Origin of the sequence: Sinomonas atrocyanea (assembly GCF_001577305.1) — a bacterium.
Classification (GTDB): domain Bacteria; phylum Actinomycetota; class Actinomycetes; order Actinomycetales; family Micrococcaceae; genus Sinomonas; species Sinomonas atrocyanea.
In genome coordinates, this window is record NZ_CP014518.1 from 4,185,631 (window position 1) to 4,203,028 (window position 17,398).

General features: G+C 72.3%; 16 protein-coding genes and 2 pseudogenes. 5 read left to right on the forward strand and 13 right to left on the reverse strand.

What is annotated here, in order from left to right; all coding sequences use genetic code 11:
• Nucleotide 1 precedes the first annotated feature (1 nt).
• From SA2016_RS19200 to pcaH, 6 genes are read right to left on the reverse strand one after another with little or no spacing between them, the layout of a single operon-like run.
• A complete protein-coding gene (locus SA2016_RS19200; protein ID WP_066501339.1) occupies nucleotides 2–1,249 on the reverse strand; it encodes a thiolase family protein in 1,248 nt (415 codons plus the stop codon).
• On the reverse strand, nucleotides 1,246–1,710 hold the full coding sequence (gene pcaC / locus SA2016_RS19205) for a 4-carboxymuconolactone decarboxylase (RefSeq protein WP_066501342.1): 465 nt from the start codon (nucleotides 1,708–1,710) through the stop codon (nucleotides 1,246–1,248). Before pcaC ends, SA2016_RS19200 begins: the two co-directional genes overlap by 4 nt.
• Complete coding sequence (locus SA2016_RS19210) at nucleotides 1,707–2,564, reverse strand: alpha/beta fold hydrolase (protein ID WP_066501344.1); 858 nt, start codon at nucleotides 2,562–2,564, stop codon at nucleotides 1,707–1,709. The genes pcaC and SA2016_RS19210 overlap by 4 nt, the downstream gene beginning before the upstream one ends.
• Before the next feature lie 47 nt (nucleotides 2,565–2,611).
• Nucleotides 2,612–4,144 carry a lyase family protein gene (locus SA2016_RS19215; protein ID WP_084249661.1) on the reverse strand — a complete coding sequence of 511 codons (1,533 nt, stop codon included), beginning with the start codon at nucleotides 4,142–4,144 and terminating at the stop codon, nucleotides 2,612–2,614.
• A gap of 19 nt (nucleotides 4,145–4,163) precedes the next feature.
• Nucleotides 4,164–4,745: a protocatechuate 3,4-dioxygenase subunit alpha gene (gene pcaG, locus SA2016_RS19220; RefSeq protein ID WP_066501347.1), complete on the reverse strand. Its 582-nt coding sequence runs from the start codon at nucleotides 4,743–4,745 to the stop codon at nucleotides 4,164–4,166.
• Nucleotides 4,735–5,553: a protocatechuate 3,4-dioxygenase subunit beta gene (pcaH, locus tag SA2016_RS19225; RefSeq protein ID WP_066501350.1), complete on the reverse strand. Its 819-nt coding sequence runs from the start codon at nucleotides 5,551–5,553 to the stop codon at nucleotides 4,735–4,737. Before pcaH ends, pcaG begins: the two co-directional genes overlap by 11 nt.
• 313 nt (nucleotides 5,554–5,866) lie before the next feature.
• Here pcaH and SA2016_RS19230 point away from each other — a divergent pair, with 313 nt between their 5' ends.
• Nucleotides 5,867–6,766, forward strand: a complete 900-nt coding sequence (locus SA2016_RS19230) for a multidrug DMT transporter permease (protein WP_066501353.1) — start codon at nucleotides 5,867–5,869, stop codon at nucleotides 6,764–6,766.
• Between the two features lie 256 nt (nucleotides 6,767–7,022).
• Here SA2016_RS19230 and SA2016_RS22540 read toward each other — a convergent pair.
• The 3 genes and pseudogenes from SA2016_RS22540 to SA2016_RS19240 form a co-directional block, all read right to left on the reverse strand.
• Nucleotides 7,023–7,433: pseudogene (locus tag SA2016_RS22540) on the reverse strand (PrsW family glutamic-type intramembrane protease); the annotation flags it as partial.
• Nucleotides 7,327–7,887, reverse strand: coding sequence for a hypothetical protein (locus SA2016_RS19235; protein WP_066501354.1), 561 nt, complete (start codon nucleotides 7,885–7,887; stop codon nucleotides 7,327–7,329). The gene SA2016_RS19235 and the pseudogene SA2016_RS22540, both read right to left, overlap by 107 nt.
• 81 nt (nucleotides 7,888–7,968) lie before the next feature.
• A complete protein-coding gene (locus SA2016_RS19240; RefSeq protein WP_066501356.1) occupies nucleotides 7,969–9,783 on the reverse strand; it encodes a DUF4012 domain-containing protein in 1,815 nt (604 codons plus the stop codon).
• 272 nt (nucleotides 9,784–10,055) lie between these two features.
• Here SA2016_RS19240 and SA2016_RS19245 point away from each other — a divergent pair, with 272 nt between their 5' ends.
• Entirely contained in the window at nucleotides 10,056–10,781 is a 726-nt protein-coding gene (locus SA2016_RS19245; protein WP_066501360.1) for a CPBP family intramembrane glutamic endopeptidase, read from the forward strand.
• Nucleotides 10,782–10,820: 39 nt separating this feature from the next.
• Here SA2016_RS19245 and SA2016_RS19250 read toward each other — a convergent pair whose 3' ends face one another.
• The 3 genes from SA2016_RS19250 to SA2016_RS19255 are packed head-to-tail and all read right to left on the reverse strand — an operon-like array spanning nucleotide 10,821 to nucleotide 12,362.
• Entirely contained in the window at nucleotides 10,821–11,396 is a 576-nt protein-coding gene (locus SA2016_RS19250) for a DUF6993 domain-containing protein (RefSeq protein WP_066501362.1), read from the reverse strand.
• Complete coding sequence (locus SA2016_RS21845) at nucleotides 11,393–11,557, reverse strand: hypothetical protein (protein ID WP_169803090.1); 165 nt, start codon at nucleotides 11,555–11,557, stop codon at nucleotides 11,393–11,395. The genes SA2016_RS19250 and SA2016_RS21845 overlap by 4 nt, the downstream gene beginning before the upstream one ends.
• 1 nt (nucleotide 11,558) lies before the next feature.
• Nucleotides 11,559–12,362, reverse strand: coding sequence for a class E sortase (locus SA2016_RS19255; RefSeq protein ID WP_169803091.1), 804 nt, complete (start codon nucleotides 12,360–12,362; stop codon nucleotides 11,559–11,561).
• A 98-nt stretch (nucleotides 12,363–12,460) separates the two neighbouring features.
• Here SA2016_RS19255 and SA2016_RS19260 point away from each other — a divergent pair, with 98 nt between their 5' ends.
• Both SA2016_RS19260 and SA2016_RS19270 read left to right on the forward strand, forming a co-directional pair.
• Entirely contained in the window at nucleotides 12,461–13,342 is an 882-nt protein-coding gene (locus SA2016_RS19260; RefSeq protein WP_066501365.1) for an alpha/beta hydrolase family protein, read from the forward strand.
• A 110-nt stretch (nucleotides 13,343–13,452) separates the two neighbouring features.
• Nucleotides 13,453–14,708: pseudogene (locus tag SA2016_RS19270) on the forward strand (DUF2254 domain-containing protein).
• Between the two features lie 24 nt (nucleotides 14,709–14,732).
• On the opposite strand, the gene SA2016_RS19275 reads toward SA2016_RS19270, so the two are convergent.
• A complete protein-coding gene (locus SA2016_RS19275) occupies nucleotides 14,733–16,136 on the reverse strand; it encodes an APC family permease (protein WP_218030559.1) in 1,404 nt (467 codons plus the stop codon).
• Nucleotides 16,137–16,345: 209 nt separating this feature from the next.
• On the opposite strand from SA2016_RS19275, the gene SA2016_RS19280 reads away from it, so the two are divergent.
• Nucleotides 16,346–17,341, forward strand: coding sequence for an aldo/keto reductase (locus tag SA2016_RS19280; protein WP_066501374.1), 996 nt, complete (start codon nucleotides 16,346–16,348; stop codon nucleotides 17,339–17,341).
• Nucleotides 17,342–17,398 lie beyond the last annotated feature (57 nt).

Consider the following 17,398-nt stretch of genomic DNA (forward strand, 5'->3'; position numbering starts at 1 on the left):
CTTACTTCGCCGAAACGTTCTCGAGCACCACGGCGAGGCCCTGGCCCACGCCGATGCAGATGGCCGCAACGCCCCACCGCTGTCCGCTGCGCTGGAGCGAGCGGGCGAGCGTGCCGAGGATGCGGCCGCCCGACGCGCCGAGGGGGTGGCCCATCGCGATCGCGCCGCCGTGCTGGTTGACGATCTCGGGGTCGATCTTCCACGCGTCCACGCAGGCGAGGGACTGGGCGGCGAAGGCCTCGTTGAGTTCGACGGCGCCCACCTCGTCCCAGCCGATCCCCGCCTTGGCGAGGGCCCGGTTCGCGGCCTCGACGGGCGCGAAGCCGAAGTACTGCGGCTCGTTGGCGGCGGCGCCGCGGCCGGCGATGCGGGCGATCGGCTCCAGGCCCAGCGTGCCCGCGGCGGCCTCAGAGCCGAGCAGCACGGCGGAGGCGCCGTCGGAGAGCGGGGAGGCGTTGCCGGCGGTGACGGTGCCGCCCGCGGTCGAGCCCGAGCGGTCGCCGTTGTCCTTGCGGAACACGGTCTTGAGCCCGCCGAGCTTCTCGGCGGAGGAGCCGGGGCGGATGCCCTCGTCGCGGGTCAGGTCGGTGCCGGGCACCGGGACCACGAGGTCGTCGTAGAAGCCGGCGTTCCACGCGGCGTCGGCGAGGTTGTGCGAGCGGGCGGCGAACTCGTCCTGGCGGTCGCGGCCGATCGAGAAGCGCTCGCGCAGCTGCTCGGTGGCCTCGCCGAGGGACACCGTCCACTCGGCCGGCATGTTCGCGTTCACGAGGCGCCAGCCGAGGGTGGTCGAGGCGAGGTTCATGTCCCCGGCCGGGTAGGGCTTCTCGGTCTTGGGCAGGACCCAGGGGGCGCGGGACATGGACTCGACGCCGCCCACGAGCATGACGTCGGCGTCGCCCACCTGGATCTGGCGGGAGGCGATCATCGCGGCGTCGAGGGACGAGCCGCACAGCCGGTTCACCGTGGTGCCGGGGATGGAGACGGGCAGGCCCGCGAGGAGGGTGGCCATGCGGGCCACGTTGCGGTTCTCCTCGCCGGCGCCGTTGGCGTTGCCGAAGATGACCTCGTCGATCGCACCGGGCTCGCCGTCGCTGCCCTCGAGTGCCTCGGGGGTCAGGCCGGGCGCGCGGTCAACGATCGAGCGGACCATGTGGGCCGCGAGGTCGTCGGGGCGCACCCCGGCGAGGCCGCTGCCGAACTTGCCGAACGGGGTGCGGATGGCGTCGTAGACGAAGGCGTCAGTCATGAGTTCGAATCCTTGCTGGCATCAATCTGGTCGAGAGTGTTCTGGGCCACCTTGAAGGCGGTGTTGGCCGAGGGGACCCCGCAGTAGATGGCGCTCTGCAGGATCACCTCCTTGATCTCGTCGCGGGTGAGCCCGTTGCGCAGGGCCGCGCGGACGTGCATCGCGAACTCGTCCCAGTGCCCATGCGCGATCATGGCCGTGAGCACGGCCACAGAGCGCATCTGGCGGCTGAGGCCGGGGCGGGTCCAGATGCCGCCCCAGGCGATGCGGGTGATCATGTTCTGGAATTCGGCGGTGAACTCGGTGGTGTTCGCGTTGGCCCGGTCCACGTGCTCGTCGGAGAGGACCTCGCGGCGCACGGCCATGCCGCCGTCGTACAGCTCGCGCTGGGTCGCGTCCGGCTGGACGGCCCCGGCCTGCTCCTGCGGGACCCAGTTCTCGCCGGCCTGCTGGTGGCTCATCGCGCCTCCTGCCCGGCTCCGGATCCGTCCACGCCGCTGAGCTTGCGGGCCGCCGCGGCGAAGTGCTCGCGGAGCAGGTCCGCGACAAGGGCGGGGTTCTCGGTCGGGGCGATGTGCGCGACGCCCGGGATCTCGACGGCGGTGCCGTCCTGGGCGTGCTCGGCCATCCACCGGGCATCGGCGATCGGGCAGACGGAGTCGAATTCGCCGGCCACAGCGAGGAACGGCACGGCGATCTCGCCGAAGCGGTCGCGGACATCATAGGCGGCGATCGCGCGGCAGACCGCCGCGTAGCCGAACCGGTCGGCGTCGCGCAGGGTGTGGAGCAGGCGCGAGGACTGGGCCGGGTGGGAGCCGAGGAAGCCGGGGGCGAACCAGATCTCCGCGGAGGCCTGCAGGCGGACTGCCGTACCCTGCTTCGCGACCTGGTCGGCGCGCTCGGCGTAGCCCTCGGCGCCGTTGAAGCGGGCCGACGAGCAGAACATCGCGAGGCTCAGGAGGCGGTCCGGGTGCCGCAGCGCCAGCTCCGCGCCCGTGGCCCCGCCGACGGAATCGCCGGCGTAGTGGAAGCGGACGGGGTGGCCGTCCTGGGCGGGGAGGATCGAGTCGACCAGGGCCACGACGGCGTCCGCGAGCTCGCCGACGCTGAACTCGGTGTCCGGCTCGGCGGCGGGCGAGATGCCGTGGCCCGGGAGGTCCCAGCCGAGGATGTCGTAGTCCTCGCCGAGGAGGCGCGCGGCGTCGTCCCACATCACGGTCGAGGTCCCGAGCGAGGGCCCGAGGACCACGAGCTCCTTCTCCCCGAACTGCTCGCGCGGGCTCAGCCGGACGGCCTTGATCTTGGGCACGCTCACGTGCTCGTCCTTTCCCTCAGGTCTGTCGTGGATGTCGTGGTGCGGGTTCAGACTCGTGGGAGCTGTCCCCGCAGCGGTTCGCGGCGCTGGGCCACGGTGGCCTCATAGTAGGCGAGGATGCGGTCCACGATTCCGGCGGCGTCGCCGCGGTAGCCGGCCGGGTCGAGCAGCTCGTCGAGGCGCTCCTCGCTCACCTGGTCCGGGCGCACGACGCCGCGCAGCGCCTCGCGCAGGACCCTCGCCTGCTCGTCGGGGCCGGCGCCGTCCCCCGCCGCGCCGATCGCGGCGTCGACGGCGGACTGGACGCCCTCGCGGCCGCCGTCGGCGACGGGGGCGAGCTCGAGCATGATCCGCTCGCTGGTCAGCAGGGGGCCGGAGAGCGCGAGGTTGGCCCGCATGCGCTCGGGGAAGACCCGCAGGCCCTCCGCGAGCTCGCGCAGCGCGGCGGCCGCCCCCGAGGTCAGGCGAAGCAGGGTGCGCAGGGCGGGCCATTCGGTGTGCCAGGCCCCGCCCGTGCGCTCGTCCTCGGACAGGGCCGCGGCGAGCTCGACCTGCGCGGCGTGCGCGGGGGCCTGGAGCGCGGCGGAGCGGATGAGGGTGGAGAGGGCCGGGTTCTGCTTCTGCGGCATCGCCGAGGAGACGCCGCGCCCGGCGGCGAGCGGCTCGCCCAGCTCGCCGATCTCGGGGCGCGAAAGGAGCATGACGTCGTTGGCCACGTGCCCCGCGGCCGTGCAGGCGGCGGCGAGGGCGTGGGCGAGGTCGGTGACCGGCCCGCGGAAGGACTGCCACGGCGCCACGGCCGCGTCCAGGCCCGCGCGGCGCGCCCAGTCGGCCGCCAGCGTGGCGGGCTCGGCGCCGAGCGCGACGAGCGAGGCGTTGGTGCCCGCCGCTCCCCCGCACTGGACCGGGAACCGCAGCTCGGCGAGCCGGGCCTCCGCATGGGCCACTCCCTGGAGCCAGTTGGCGGCCTTGAGCCCGAAGCTCGAGGGGAGTGAATGCTGCGCGAGCGTGCGGGCCACCTGGGGGGTGTCCCGGTGCTGCGCCGCGAGGTCCGCGAGCGCGTCGGCGGCCCCGGCGAGGTCGGCCGCGACGGCCACGACGGCACGCCGCGCCACGAGCTGGAGCGCCGAGTCGAGCACGTCCTGGCTCGTGAGCCCCTGGTGGACGGCCCCCTTGCCGGGGCCGTCCGGGTCAGCGTCCGCCACGGCGGCCCGCAGCGCCTTCACGAGGGGGATGACGGGGTTCCCGCCGCCCTGGCCCGCCTCGGCGAGCCGGGCGGCGCTGAGCGGCCCGTCCGGCGAGCCGACGGCGGTCCGCACTGCGGAGCGGACCGCGGCGCCCGCGCCCCGGCCCGCGAGGCCGGCGGCCTCGAGCGCCTCGGCCCAGCAGGCCTCGAGATCGGCCATCGCGGCGACCAGCGCGGCGTCGCCCGTGGGGGCCGCCACGGAGGGCGAGGCCCAGACGGGGGCGAGCAGGCCGACGTCGGCCGGGTCGAGGCTGGCCGGATCGAGGCTGGCCGGGTCGAGGCCCGAGGGGCTGGCCACAGGACCGGTGGGCCCGGGGGTGGCGGGAACCGTCATCGCTTTGTCCTCGCCCCGGCTACGGCTGGCCGTGGAAGTCGAGGAACACGGTCTCGTCCTCGCCCTGCAGGCGGATGTCCCAGTGGAGCGAGCCGTCGGCGAGGCGCTCGGCGATCAGCGTCTTGCGGCGGTCGGGCTCGAGGACGGACAGGACGGGATCGTTCGCGAGCGCCTCGGTGTCCTCGGGCAGGTACACACGGGTGAACAGGCGGTTCAGCAGGCCGCGGGCCAACACGGTCACCGCGATGAACGGGGCCTTGCCCGGCTCGGTCGGCCCGGGGTTGACGGTCGTGAAGACGTACTTGCCCGTGTTGCCCACCGCGACGCGGCCCCAGCCCGTGAAGGTGCGGCCGTCGCGGACCAGCGAGCCGGTCTCGGCCACCACGTTGCCCTTGGCGTCCGCCTGCCAGATCTCCAGCAGGGCGTCCGGGATGGGGTCGCCGTGGCCGTCCAGCACCGTGCCGTGCAGGGCGACGCTGTCCGGGGAGCCCGGCGGGACGAGTTCGCCGCCCTTCTCGAACGGCAGCGCGAAGCCGTAGAACGGGCCGATGGTCTGCGCGGGGGTGGCGGTCAGGCTGGTCTTCGTGGTCTCAGTGCTCATCGTCGCCCTGCTCTCCGTAGGCTTCGTTCTCGGTCCACGTGCGCTTCTGGCCGGTGAGGATGATGTCCCACTCGTAGCCCAGCGCCCACTCGGGCGAGGTCAGGTCATGGTTGTACTTCGCGATGAGGCGGTCGCGGGCGTCCTGGTCCACGATCGACTGGTAGATCGGGTCGAGCGGGAACAGCTGGTCGCCCGGGAAGTACATCTGGGTGACCATGCGCTGCGTGAACTCCGTGCCGAAGAGGCTGAAGTGGATGTGCGCGGGGCGCCACGCGTTGAGGTGGTTCTTCCACGGGTAGGGGCCGGGCTTGATGGTGAGGAACTCGTAGGAGCCGTCGGGCCCGGTGATGCAGCGGCCCACGCCCGTGAAGTTGGGGTCGATCGGGGCCGGGTGCTGGTCGCGCTTGTGGATGTAGCGGCCGGCCGAGTTGGCCTGCCAGATCTCCACCAGCTGGCCCGCCACGGGGCGGCCGTCGCCGTCGAGCACCTTGCCGCGCAGCACCATGCGCTCGCCGAGCGGCTCGCCGTTGTGCTGGATGGTCAGGTTCGACTCGAGCGCGTGCACGTCCTGGTGGCCGAACGCCGGGCTGTAGAGCTCGATCGTCTCGGGGTCAGCGTGGTGCAGGCTCTTGGTGGGGTGCCGCAGGATGGAGCTGCGGTACGGGGCGTAGTCGACGCGGGGCTGCGTCTCGGCGGGAGCGCCTGCTGCCCGCCCGGCCTTGTAGGACTCCTCGATGTCCCGGATCTCCTGGCTGACGATCGCCTGATTGTCCGCCGCGGCGTCCGACGACTTGACGGGCTCGCCCATGGGCTCTCCTCCTCTAGCTTCCTTGCAGAGAGTCGTTTCTCAGCAGAGTGCCCCGCGCTTCGCCTGGCCTCCTGCTTCAGAGTAGCGCGATGTTCGCATACTGTACAAGTGTTCGCGATGCGAACATGTCAAGGCGCCCAGGTCCAGCGGGGCTGTGCTGCCAATGTAGGTCTGCAGACGCGGCGTGATCTACAGAACTTCCGATCAACGGAAGAAGTCGTGGACCGACAGGCAGGCGAGGGGCAGGCCCCGCCCCCGTTTCGGTCCCCGGTGCCGCGGGTACTGGTCGGAGGTGCTGACGGGAGCCGTGGCCATGGGCCACGCGGCAAAGGTCTTCTCCTCGACCCACTGGTTGGGGATTCCCATCGCGCTGCTCGGCGCCGTCTTCCTCGCCTTGGGCACCATCTACCAAGGACGTGGAGTCGGGGCGCATGCGACGCGGGAGACGAGCCTGCGGGCCCTCGTGCGCAGGCCCGTCTGGCTCGCGGGGAGTGCGATGCTCGGCGCCGCCGTGCTGCTGCAGCTCGCGGCCCTCCGGTTCTCCCCCCTCATGGTCGTCCAGCCGATCGGCGCCGCCGCGCTCGTGGTGACGGCGCTCGTCAATGCCCGCGCGGCCAGCCGGGCTCCCGGCCGGAGGCAGACGGCGGCCATCCTCCTCAGCGTCGTCGGCATCGCCGCGTTCGTCGCCGTGGCAGCGGTCTCGGCGCAGGACGTCGAGATCAGCGACACGCACCTGCGCACCATCCTGATCCTCCTCGCGGTGGCCGTTGCCGCGGCGCTGGCCGTGGGCGCCCGCAACCGCACGCACCCCAGTGCCACCCTGTCCACGGCCGCGGCCGGCGTCCTCTACGGGTTCGTGGCGACGCTCGTGAAGGCCGTGATGGGCCGCCTGGTCCAGGGGGACTTCGCTTGGCTCTCGCTCGTGGGCGTGGCCGGACTCGGCGTGGCGGTCGTCGTCGGCGCCCGGCTCGTCCAGAAGGCGCACGCCGGCGGCAGCGACGAGCTCGTCGTGGCCGGGCTGACCGTCGTCGACCCGATGACCGCCGTCAGCCTCGGCATCGTGGTCCTCGGCGAGGCCGACGCCGCCCCACCGGCGTCCTTCGCGGGCTTCCTCGCCGCGGGGGCCGCCGCAGTGGTGGGCGTGTGGCTGCTGGCGAAGTCCCAGGAGCACCACCAGCCCGCCGCCACCGGCAGCCGCACGAGGGAAGGATGAGCATGGGCACCGTCTCACCCGCGACTATGCCTTCGACGAGGTCACGAGCGGGAGCGTCGGGCCGCCCCGGGGCAGGCCCTACTCCCGCCTGCGGCGCCCAGTGAGAGCGAGGCGCAGGGCGACGAGGCCGATGACCGAGACTGCGACCAGGCCCGCGAGGTAGAACTCGGAGGACAGCGACGCCACCGCCTGGTCGGTGCCGGGGCAGGAAGCCGTAGTCGAGGGCGGGAACGGCGTTCCCGAAGACGACCGCGCCGAGGAGCGCAGTCCAGAGCCCGTGGCCGAGCGGGGTCATCACCGAGCGCATCACCTCGGTCTGCAGCAGGGAACCCACATCGATCCCGTTCTGGGTCAGGGCCGAATTGAACGCATAGCCCGCGGACTCGAAGGCCGCGAACAGCACCACCGAGAAGGGCACGAGGAAGCTTCCCAGCAGGATCAGGGTGGGGACCAGATTGCTGTTGCCGGTCTGCGCCGTCACGACGATCGTGGCGAGTGCCCTACCAACAACAAGACGACCCGGCAGCCGAGGGGCTGCCGGGTCGTTCCGCGTCAGGTAATCAGGCGCGGCGCTGCTTGCGCACGAAACCCAGGGTCGCGACGATCGCGACGCCGAGGACGAGCGCGCCGGCGCCGATCCAGACCATGAGCATCGGGAGCGAGGCACCCGTCTCGGCGAGGGCGGCGCCGCCGGCGTTGCCCATCGAGGCGCTCGTGCCGGTGTTGGCGACGCTGGCCGGGACGACCGTGATGGTGGCCGTGCCGATGTTGCCCGAGGTGAGGCCCTTGGCGGTCAGCGTGTAGGTGCCCGAGGCGTCAGCCGGCAGGGTCACGTTGAAGGAGACGGCGCCGGTGGCGGACGCCTGCTTGGTGAACTGGGTCGTGACGGCGGCCTTCACGACGGAGAGGGTCACCCCGGTGTTCCCCGTCACGGAGGCGCTGACCTCCTCGTTCGGAGCGAAGGAGCCGGCGGCGAAGTTCACGGTCACGGTTCCACCGGGCACAGCGTCGCCTGCAACGGTGATGTTGTTGCTCACGACGTAGGCGGCATTGGCGGCGGACGGCGCAGCGACCAGCGCCGCGACGGCGACGGCTAGGACTGCGAGGGCTTTCTTCAGCATCACGAGGCTCCCCCAGAAGGTGATTGATAGTTGACAGTCGGTTCTGCAACCGCCCGCGACGATGGTTCTAACACGGACACGTTACCGAGCTACATCTTTGCATGAAAGTGCCGATAGAGAAAAGGCAGGCTTATTAACAGTTGGTGTCGAAATCAAGCCTGGCGTTGTTTCGGCGTGTTCCCCACCGAGGAATTGGAGGCGCAGCGTCGTCGAAGCGCCCGGCGCCAGAGACACGTAGGTCTGAGCGACGGGGTAGCCGGCGTCGGCATCGCGGTGCACATCGAGGGGCTTCGAGTCCTTCCAGGCCCCGAGGAACACGGCGGACTGGGGAGCGTACACATTGACCTGGGTCTTCACCACGCCCGGCGGGACTCCGAACATCCCGCCGCCAGTCACATACCGCGGCAGCGCCGTGGCCGCGTTCGGCGGGGCGGCGCTCGTCAGGGTCACGTCGACCTGCCAGGTGGGCCTGCCGTCCTGGCGGCACATGCCCCCGCTGACGCTGTAGGCCTCGCGGAGGTAGTAGTCCATCTTGGCCCCGGTCGCGTCGTTGAGATAGACGCCGAAGGAGTCCTTGGACGAGCTCGAGGCGGGCGGCCAGCCGGCGAGGTCCGCGGCGGCGATGGCGTCCTGCTCCTGCTTGTCAGGGCTCCATGCGAGGAGCCTCCGCTCCGATGCGGCATGTGCCAGGGCGTCGAGCATGGCCTTCGGCTGGAAGCCTCCGGCCGAGACCTTCTGGAACACCGCCGCCGCGGCCGTGGCGAAGAACTCGTCCTTCTGCTGGACCACGCGGTAGTCGGCGTACGCATCGCTGAGGAGCAGCCGCACCGCGTTGCCGCTGTCCATGGTCTCTCCGCTCGGCAGCTTGACCGGTCCCGTGGCCTTGAGCAGGTAGCCCAGGGCCACGGGGTCGAGGGACACGACGCCGTCCACCTTCTGCCCGAACTGGCGCCGCCACATCTCGGTGGCCAGGCGGGCACTCACCGGGAACTGCGGGGTGAGGTTCACGTCCTGGAAGTACTGGCCCGTGATGGTCTCGTAGAGGCCCTGGGTCTGGTCCGTCAGCGGCAGGACGGGCTCCTCGAACGGCCCGATGTTCTTGCCCGCCGCCTGCCGCCCGAGCGTGATCTTCCCGTGGTCCACCCGGACCTCGGCCGCAGCGCCGGGGATGCCTCCCGTGGCCCGCAGCTCCGCGTTGTTCTGGAAGATCACCAGATAGGTGCGCGGACCGTCGCTGCCCAGCATGGCGGGAAGCACGCTCGTGGCCGTGTCCGCGGCCGACACCTGCTGGGCCGCCTCGCCCACCACGGTCTTGAAGTGCTCGAGCCCGTCACGGACGGGAGGCAGCGTCCCGTCCCCGGGCGTGAGCGCCGCGAGCTGGGCAGAGGCATCCTTGAGCGCCTTGTCGGCCTGGACGATCGCCGGGCGCGCGGCCGAGACCGGCTTCAGGTCCACGGCACCGTGGGACGGCCTCAGCGTGGCCGGGCTGATGGTGCCCGCGACGTCGGCCAGCGGCAGCACCGCCTGGTGCGTGACCGTGCCGAGGATGTCCGCGAGCCGGGAGACGGTGGAGAAGTTGGTGCCCACGAACGGCACGTGGCCGGCCAGGCCCCAGACCGGATCGTCCACGTAGGAGCGCCCGGCGTCGACGTGGGCGGCGAACTGGCGGGCCGAGTCCTGGGCTGCGCTGCCCTGTCCCGCGACGACCTGGGTCTGGATCACCTTGGCCAGGCGCTGGGCCTCGCCGATCTCCTGCTGGGCCAGGAACGCCCGCACTCCGAGCCACACGCAGCACCCGAGCAGGAGCAGTACGGCGACGGCGGCACCGGCCAGCCACGCTCCCTTGCGCCCGCTCGGCCAGCGCAGGCGGCGACCGCCGGAGCGGCGGCCGGCCACCCGGCGTCGGCCGCTCTCGGGTCGGCCGCCCTCGGACGGGCCCTCAGCATGCGCCTGCGGTGACGGCCTTCTTCGGCGCAACGGCTGGTCCTTCCCCCTGGGCCACACGGCAGCGAACGCCCCGGCCCGGCGATCCTGCCGTGGCGGCGACGTTCGGCACCGCCATCCTACGGGACGGGGACGGGCCCGGTGGTAGCCTTCGATCCGTGCGCCGCCGGGCGCCCGGATACCCGCGATGACGGCCTGTGATGCCGCCCTGTGAGTGGAGGACCATGGTCACGAAGACCTCCCGCCGCGTCCCGCGGCTCGTGTGGGCCGGCCTCGGGCTGGTCGCCGCCGTGCTGTGCGGCTGGACGGTGGAAGCCGCCGCGTCCGCCCGCCTCGACCCGGCCCTGCTGGGGATCGCCGCCTACGTGCTCGTCTGGGTCCCGCTCGTCCTCGCCCTCATCCTGAGCTTCGCCGGGCAGACCATGCGCGAGGCGGCGGCGTTCCTGGGCCTGCGGTTCCGGGCGATGGACCTCCTGTGGGGCGTGGGCATCGGGTGCCTCGCCCGCGCGGCGGACGCCCTCATCCGCACCGTGGCCACCGGCTCGACCGGCCTGGCTCCCCAGCCCACGCTGAGCTCGATCGGCGGGATCGGCGGGATCGGCGTCCAGGCGCTCGCCCTGGGCGTCATCGCGCCCGTGGTCATCGCGCCGATCCTCGAGGAGACCTATTTCCGCGGCCTCGTGCTGCGCTCCCTCGCCGCCGCCCTCGGCAGGCTCTCCGCCGCGGCGAGGTGGGGCGCCGCCGTCGTCATCACCGCGGCCGCGTTCGCGCTGGTGCACGCCCTGCTGCTGGCCGGCACGCCGGGCGAGGCGGTCCTCACCGGCGTCTCGACGTTCCTCTTCGCTCTCCTGGCGGGGGCGGTCGCGGCGGCGACCCAGCGGCTCGGGGGCGCCATCGTGGGGCACGTGGTCTTCAACGGGCTGGGCGTGCTGCTGACCTGGGCCGTCTGACGCGGCCGAGCACCGAGGAGATTCGGGGCCAGGCGCGACTCAGGCCTTCGGCTGGCGCCCGATCAGGCAGGCCCCCTGCGCGACCGGGGCCGCGAGCTCGGTCGAGATGCTCGCGTCCGAACGGACGAACTGCCCCACGAGGCAGTCCGCGCCCACCCGGACCGAGACCGTGAGCACGGGGGCCTGGAGGTTGGCGCTCGTCTGGTCCGCGCTGCGCTGCATCGCCGACGGCGCGAACCCCGCAGCGGCCAGCGCCCCGGTCAGGGTGGCCGCGTCCACCGACGAGGACGACGCCGACCGTGCCGCGCCTTCCAGCGTCCGCGTGAACACCCCGAGGTTCTCCGTCGGCGAGGCGGCGGGGTCGAACCGGTTCAGGCTACGGGCGGGCGAGGGCGTGGGGGACGGGGTGGCCGGCGCGCTGGTCGCGGGAGCCGCGGTTCCGGGCTGGGCGCTGGGCGTGCCCGCGGCGCCGGCAGTGGAGCCGGCACCGGCCGCGGCACCGAGGTCGAGGCCCTGCAGCGCACCGGCAAGCCCGATCCCGCCGACCGCCAGGAGCACCACCACCACGGCCGCCCACACGAGGTTCTTCGTCCGGCTGCCCCTGCCCTCGCTCATGCGCCCCCGCCCACGGTCGCCTGGTCGTCCACGAAGGTCGCGGCGAGCCAGGGGAAGACCCACTGGTCGAGGACGATGAGGAGCACCGCGGCCATCAGGGTGAGGATCAGGATCCTCGCAAGGAGGGGGCCGGGGAGGGACCTCCACAGGGCTCGGTACATGTCAGCCGTCCTTCGCGAGGGTGGGGGCGAGCTCCGCGGGCGGCGCCGTGTCGAAGCCCACGAACGTCCCGTAGGCCGCCACCCGCTCGAGCGGGGGGAAGATCGCCGGATAGCACGTGGTCAGGGTGATGAAGCGCTCGCTCCCGGCCGTGCGGGACACGGTGGGCACGGCGTTGAGGACGTCGATCGCGTCCGGCTGGACGAACTGGAAGTTGCGGAACGTGTAGGTGTACCAGCCGAGGGAGGTCTGGATGTAGACCTTGTCGCCGAGGCGGAGCTTGCTCAGGTTCAGGAAGCTGTTGCCGTAGCCGATGTCGTGGGCGGCGACCGCGAAGTTCCCGACGCCGCCGGGCATGGCCGTGCCGGTGTAGTGGCCCACGCCCGCCGTGACGCTGTTGAGGACCCTCTCGGTGTCCACGGACTGCCGCACGATCCGGCGCCAGCCGTCGCCCAGTCGGGGGATGTAGATGACGCCGATGGTGTCCGCGACGGCGGGGGGCTCAGCGGCGACGGGGATGGTCGCGGCGGCCGGGGCGGCCTTCGGGCCGGCGGTCGCGCCCGAGGGCTGCGGCGCCGGGACTGCCTGCGGCGTGGCCGGCGCCTTGGCCTTGAGCTGCTGGGTGAGCTGCCTGCTCTGCTCGGCGGCCACCTTGTCCTGGCGCAGGCCCACGACCCACGGATTGAAATACGCGTACCAGAGGATGAACAGCCCGATGATCAGCGCGAACGTGATCAGCAGTTCCCCGGTCACGCCCAAGGCCTTGATCAGGGCCGCCCGGCCTGCGGTCCCGCGTGTCGCCGCCACGTTCCTCCCCCACCAGCTTCGGCTCCCAGCCCTTCGAGGATACAAGCCCGCCCGCGGCGTCCGCGCCGGGCGCCCGCGCTGCGGCTACGGTGAGGACCATGTCCACACCCCCTCCCATCCGCGTCCCGTACGGCCCCCATCCCGACCAGTGGGGCGACCTCCACCTCCCGGCCCCCGGCGGCGGCCGTCCTGGCGGCGGGTGGCGCGGGATCGCCGTCGTGATCCACGGCGGCTACTGGCGGGACCGCTACACGGCCGAGCTCGGGGCCCCTGTTGCCCGTGACCTCGCCGAGCACGGCATCGTGGCGTGGAACCTCGAGTACCGCCGGGCGGCCACGGACGGGCCGGACGGCAGCCGGACCGCGGGCGACGGCGGGTGGCCGGCCACGTTCCTCGACGTCGCCGCCGGGATCGACCGCCTCGCCGACGTGCCCGTCCTCGACCTGCTCGCGGGCGACGACGCCGCGCGGCTCGCGGAGCTGCTCTCGGCTGGGCGGGTGGTCAGCCTGGGTCACTCGGCCGGCGGCCATCTCGCCGTCTGGGCCGCCGGGCGGCACCGGCTCCCCGTGGGCGCGCCGGGGGCCGCCCCGGCCGGCGAGGGGCCCCGGGTGGCGCTGCGCGGCGTCGTGAGCCAGGCCGGCGTGCTGGGACTCGCCGAGGCGGAGGCGCGCGGGCTCAGCAGCCACGCGGCGAGGAATCTGATGGGCGGCGCCTCGACGGACTCGGCCGAGCTCGCCCAGGCGTTCAGGCTCGCCGACCCCATGTGCGCGCTGCCGATCGGCGTGCCTGTCCACGCCGTCCACTCGCGCGACGACGACGCGGTGCCGTTCGCCCTCTCGGAGGCCTACGTGGCTGCGGCCCGGGCGGCCGGCGATCCCGCGGTGCTGCACGTGACCAGCGGCGACCACATGGCCGTCATCGACCCGGCGCACGAGGCATACCGCCTGTGCCGCAGCCTCGCGGAGGAGCTGCTGGGCTGAGGCATCAGATGGCCCGGTCGGCATCTTGACCGACGCAGGGCAGCGGACCGACAGTGTGCTCTGTGAGGCGCGAGGCAGTCCGCGAATACCTGGCCAGTGCGCTCTGGGCGATGCCGACTGCTGCAGCCGTCCTGGCGCTCGTCGTCGGGGCGGGACTCTCCTCGGTGATCGTCGACCCGGCGTCGCCTTTCGCTGCCCTGGTGTTCCAGGGGACGTCCGATGACGCGCGCAACCTGCTCGTCAGCATCGCAAGCACCATGGTCACCGTCATCGCCCTCGTCCTCGGCCTGACGGTGGTGGCCCTCCAGCTCGCCTCGACGCAGTTCAGCCCGCGGCTGTTGAGGAACTTCCTCCGCGACATTCCCAACCAGCTGACCCTGAGCGTCTTCGTCGCGACCTTTGCCTACAGCACGGCAGGGCTGTACACGGTCGGCATCGCCAGCGGCCAGCGGGTCGAGACCTACCCCGCCTCGCGGTCAGCGGCGCGCTGCTCCTCCTGTTCGTGAGCATGGTCATGCTGGTGTACTTCGTGCACCATCTCGCGCATTCGATCCAGATCGACCAGGTGATGAAGGGCGTCGAGAAGGCGACCCTGAGAGTGCTCGAGCACTCCTTCGTCGAGGGGGATCCCACGGTGCGCCTTCCGACGCCGCCGCCGGGCGCGATCGCCCTGACTGGGACGCGGTCCGGCTACGTCCAGGCGGTCCACGCCGAAGCCTTCGTCGCGGCGCTGGAGGCCAGAGGCCTCAGCGCCCTGATCGTCCCCATCGTAGGGCGCCACGTCGTGGCGGGGACGGCGCTCGCGTGGGTGTGGGGCACAGAGGACAGCGGCACACCCGACCTTGATCCGCGGTCCCTGGCAGACCTCCACCGGGTGATCCTGCAGACCGTCAGGATCGGCTACGAACGCACCCTCGAACAGGATGTCGCGTTCGGCATCCGCCAGCTGGCCGACATCGCGTCCAAGGCGCTCTCGCCCGCCGTGAATGATCCCTACACCGCGAACCAAGCGGTGGACCACCTCGCATCGATCCTCGCCGCCCTCACGGTCCGTCAGCACGGGCCCCGGGCCGTGAAGGACGGGAAGGGCAGGGTGCGGCTGCACGTGCCGGCTCGGGACTTCGAGTACCTCCTGGAACTCGCTCTGGGGCAGGTGCGCCGCTACGGCGCCAACGAGCCCAGGGTGGTCCGTGCTCTCCTGCGGGTGTGCCGCGACGTCGGAGGGTTCGGCGACGAGGCCCACCGCGCCGTCGTCCGACGCTACGTCACGACGCTCCTCGACGACGTCCAGCGCATGGTTCCCCAGGCTGCGGACCGCGAGCCGCTGCTGGCGGAGGGCGCCGCGGTCTTGGCGGCGCTCGCCTAGGAGGGAGGCGGCAGCCGGCCGTCATCAGGCATCGTCGGCGATGCCCTCCTCTGCCTCGGCTTCGGCGTTCCGCATCCCCCGGGGCCGTCCGGCCCTGACCCAGGCCGCGAAGAGCCCCGCGGCGATCAGGACCGCGGCGGCGAGGCTGATGGCAGGGAGGCCGCGGGCAAGGTTGGCGACCAGGGTGAAGGCCACGACCAGGGCGCCCGCGACGTTCAGGACCAGATGCCCACGGCGCCCGTCCCGGTGGGAGAACAGGGCCATGGACACCAGGCCGGCAAGGAAGCTCAGGAACACGGACACCGCGTAGAACAGCACGAGCTCCTGATCGTCCCCGTCCGCGGCGGCGGTGACGGCTGCGGCCAGGAGGACGAACACCGCGGTTCCCCAATAGGGCGTGTGGTGGACGTTGGACCTCCCCAGAGGGGACGGGAGGATGCCGACGCTCTCGCCGCGGGCGTCCGTGTGCCGGGCCAGGGCCTTGAGCAGCCCGGGACCTGCCTGGAAGGACGAGCTCGCAGCGGAGAGCAGGAGGAGCGCGGTGACCAGCTGGAAGGCGGCGAAGACGGGCGCAGGGGCCACGAGGCGTGCCAGTTCGGCGATCTGGGTGCTCTCCGCGGGCGGGATGCCCACGCCGAGGTGGACGGCCTCCAGGGTCAGGCCGAGGGTGATGGCGCCGACGACACCGAGGGTGAGCCAGAGGGTCACCCGCCCGAAGCGGGCGCGCCCGGCGTTGTCGAGCTGGCCCAGCTGGGCGATGGCCGAGGAGGGTGCCTCCACGCCGGTGGCCAGGGCCATGGCCACCGGGAACGCCAGCACGACCGCCAGCACGGGGCCCTGCACAGGTGCCGCGCCTTGGTGCGCCGCGGCCTGGGGCTCGGCAAAGAGCGCGTAGGCGAGGACGAAGCCGGACACGGCGATGAAGGCGAGGGTCATGGCGGCGAACACCAGCCGGCCGAGGTGCCCGAACCACGTCATTCCCCCGACCACGAGCACCAGGGCGACGGCGAGAGGCAGCCGCCATGGGGCAAGGGCGGGGAAGTACGCGATCACGGCAGAGGCGCCGGCGGAGACGCTGATGGCGATGGTCAGCACGAAATCCACCACGAGCGCCCCGATCGGCAGGAAGGACCAGCCGTCGCCGAAGGCTTCCCCGACGGCGGCCGAGGCCCCTCCCCCTCCCGGGTAGCGGCCCACCAGTTGGCGGTAGTTGAGGATGACGAGGGCGATGATCGCCACGACCAGCACCATGGTGGGTGCAAGCAGGGCCAGGTTGCCGTCCAGGGCACGCAGGGCGGCCTCGATCGCGTAGGCGACAGAAGAGACCGGGTCCGCCATCACGGCGAAGGCGAACCCCAGGAGGAGGGCGGACTCTGAGCGCAGCAGACCGGGGCCGAGCTGGGCAGGAGTGCGGGATGACGTGCGCATGGGAACCTCCGGTTCGGCAGCAGTCCGATACGACTGCCGACCAGACTTCCCGGCGCACCTGCCCCCAGCCTAAGACTCCGGGACGGCCCGCGGAGGGCCCTTTACGCAACCTTTGCGTGGCCCGGGCCGACCCTTCTCGCCCCTTCACAACGCCGCCCAAACAGCGTAGACACGGAAGGTCAACCCAGCCCATCCCTAGGAGCACCCCCATGCGCTACCGCAAGCTCGGAAGTTCTGACCTCGAGGTCTCGGAGATCTCACTCGGCTCGTGGCTCACGTACTCGGGCGGCATCGAGGAGGAGCAGACCCGCGCCTGCACGGAGGCCGCGTTCGACGCCGGCATCAACTTCTTCGACACCGCGAACGTCTACGGTCGGGGCGCCTCGGAGACGGCCTGGGGCGAGATCCTCTCGAAGCACCCGCGCGATTCCTACATCCTGGCCACGAAGGTGATGGGCCGGATGTCCGACACCGACGCCGGCCTCGCCCCCGAGCAGATCGCCAAGCAGATCGATGCCTCCCTCTCGCGGCTGCAGACGGACTACGTGGACCTCTACCAGGCGCACCGCTTCGACACGTCCGTGCCGATCGAGGACACGATCGAGGCGTTCCAGAAGGTTCTCGAGCAGGGCAAGGCGCGCTACCTCGGCTTCAGCGAGTGGACCCCGGAGCAGATCCAGGCCGCGATCGACATCGCGGGACCTGACCTGTTCGTCTCCTCCCAGCCGCAGTACTCGATGCTCTGGCAGGCGCCCGAGGCCGAGGTCTTCGGGCTGTGCGCGGCCAACGGCATCTCGCAGATCGTCTGGTCCCCCCTCGCCCAGGGCGTCCTGACGGGCAAGTACAAGCCGGGGCAGGACATTCCCGCGGACAGCCGCTTCGCCAACGACTCCATGAACATGGCCAAGGACCTTGTGCTGTCCGATCCGGTCCTCGAGGCCGTGCAGCGCCTCGTCCCCATCGCCGAGGGCGCCGGGCTGGACCTGCCGACCATGGCCCTCGCGTGGGTCCTGCGCCGCAGCGAGCTCGCTTCCGCCATCACCGGCGCCTCCCGCCCCGAGCAGGTCCACGCGAATGCGGCCGCGTCCGGGGTCGAGCTCTCCCCCGACGTCCTCAGTGCCATCGACGAGGCCCTCGGCGACGTCCCGATCCGCGGGCCGAGGCTCGCCCCCAATGCGCAGGAAGGGGTCCTGCACCGCGCCTGAGGCGAGGGCGCGCGGCGGCGGCGACCACGCGCCGTCGTGCGCCCGGGTGCGCTACGT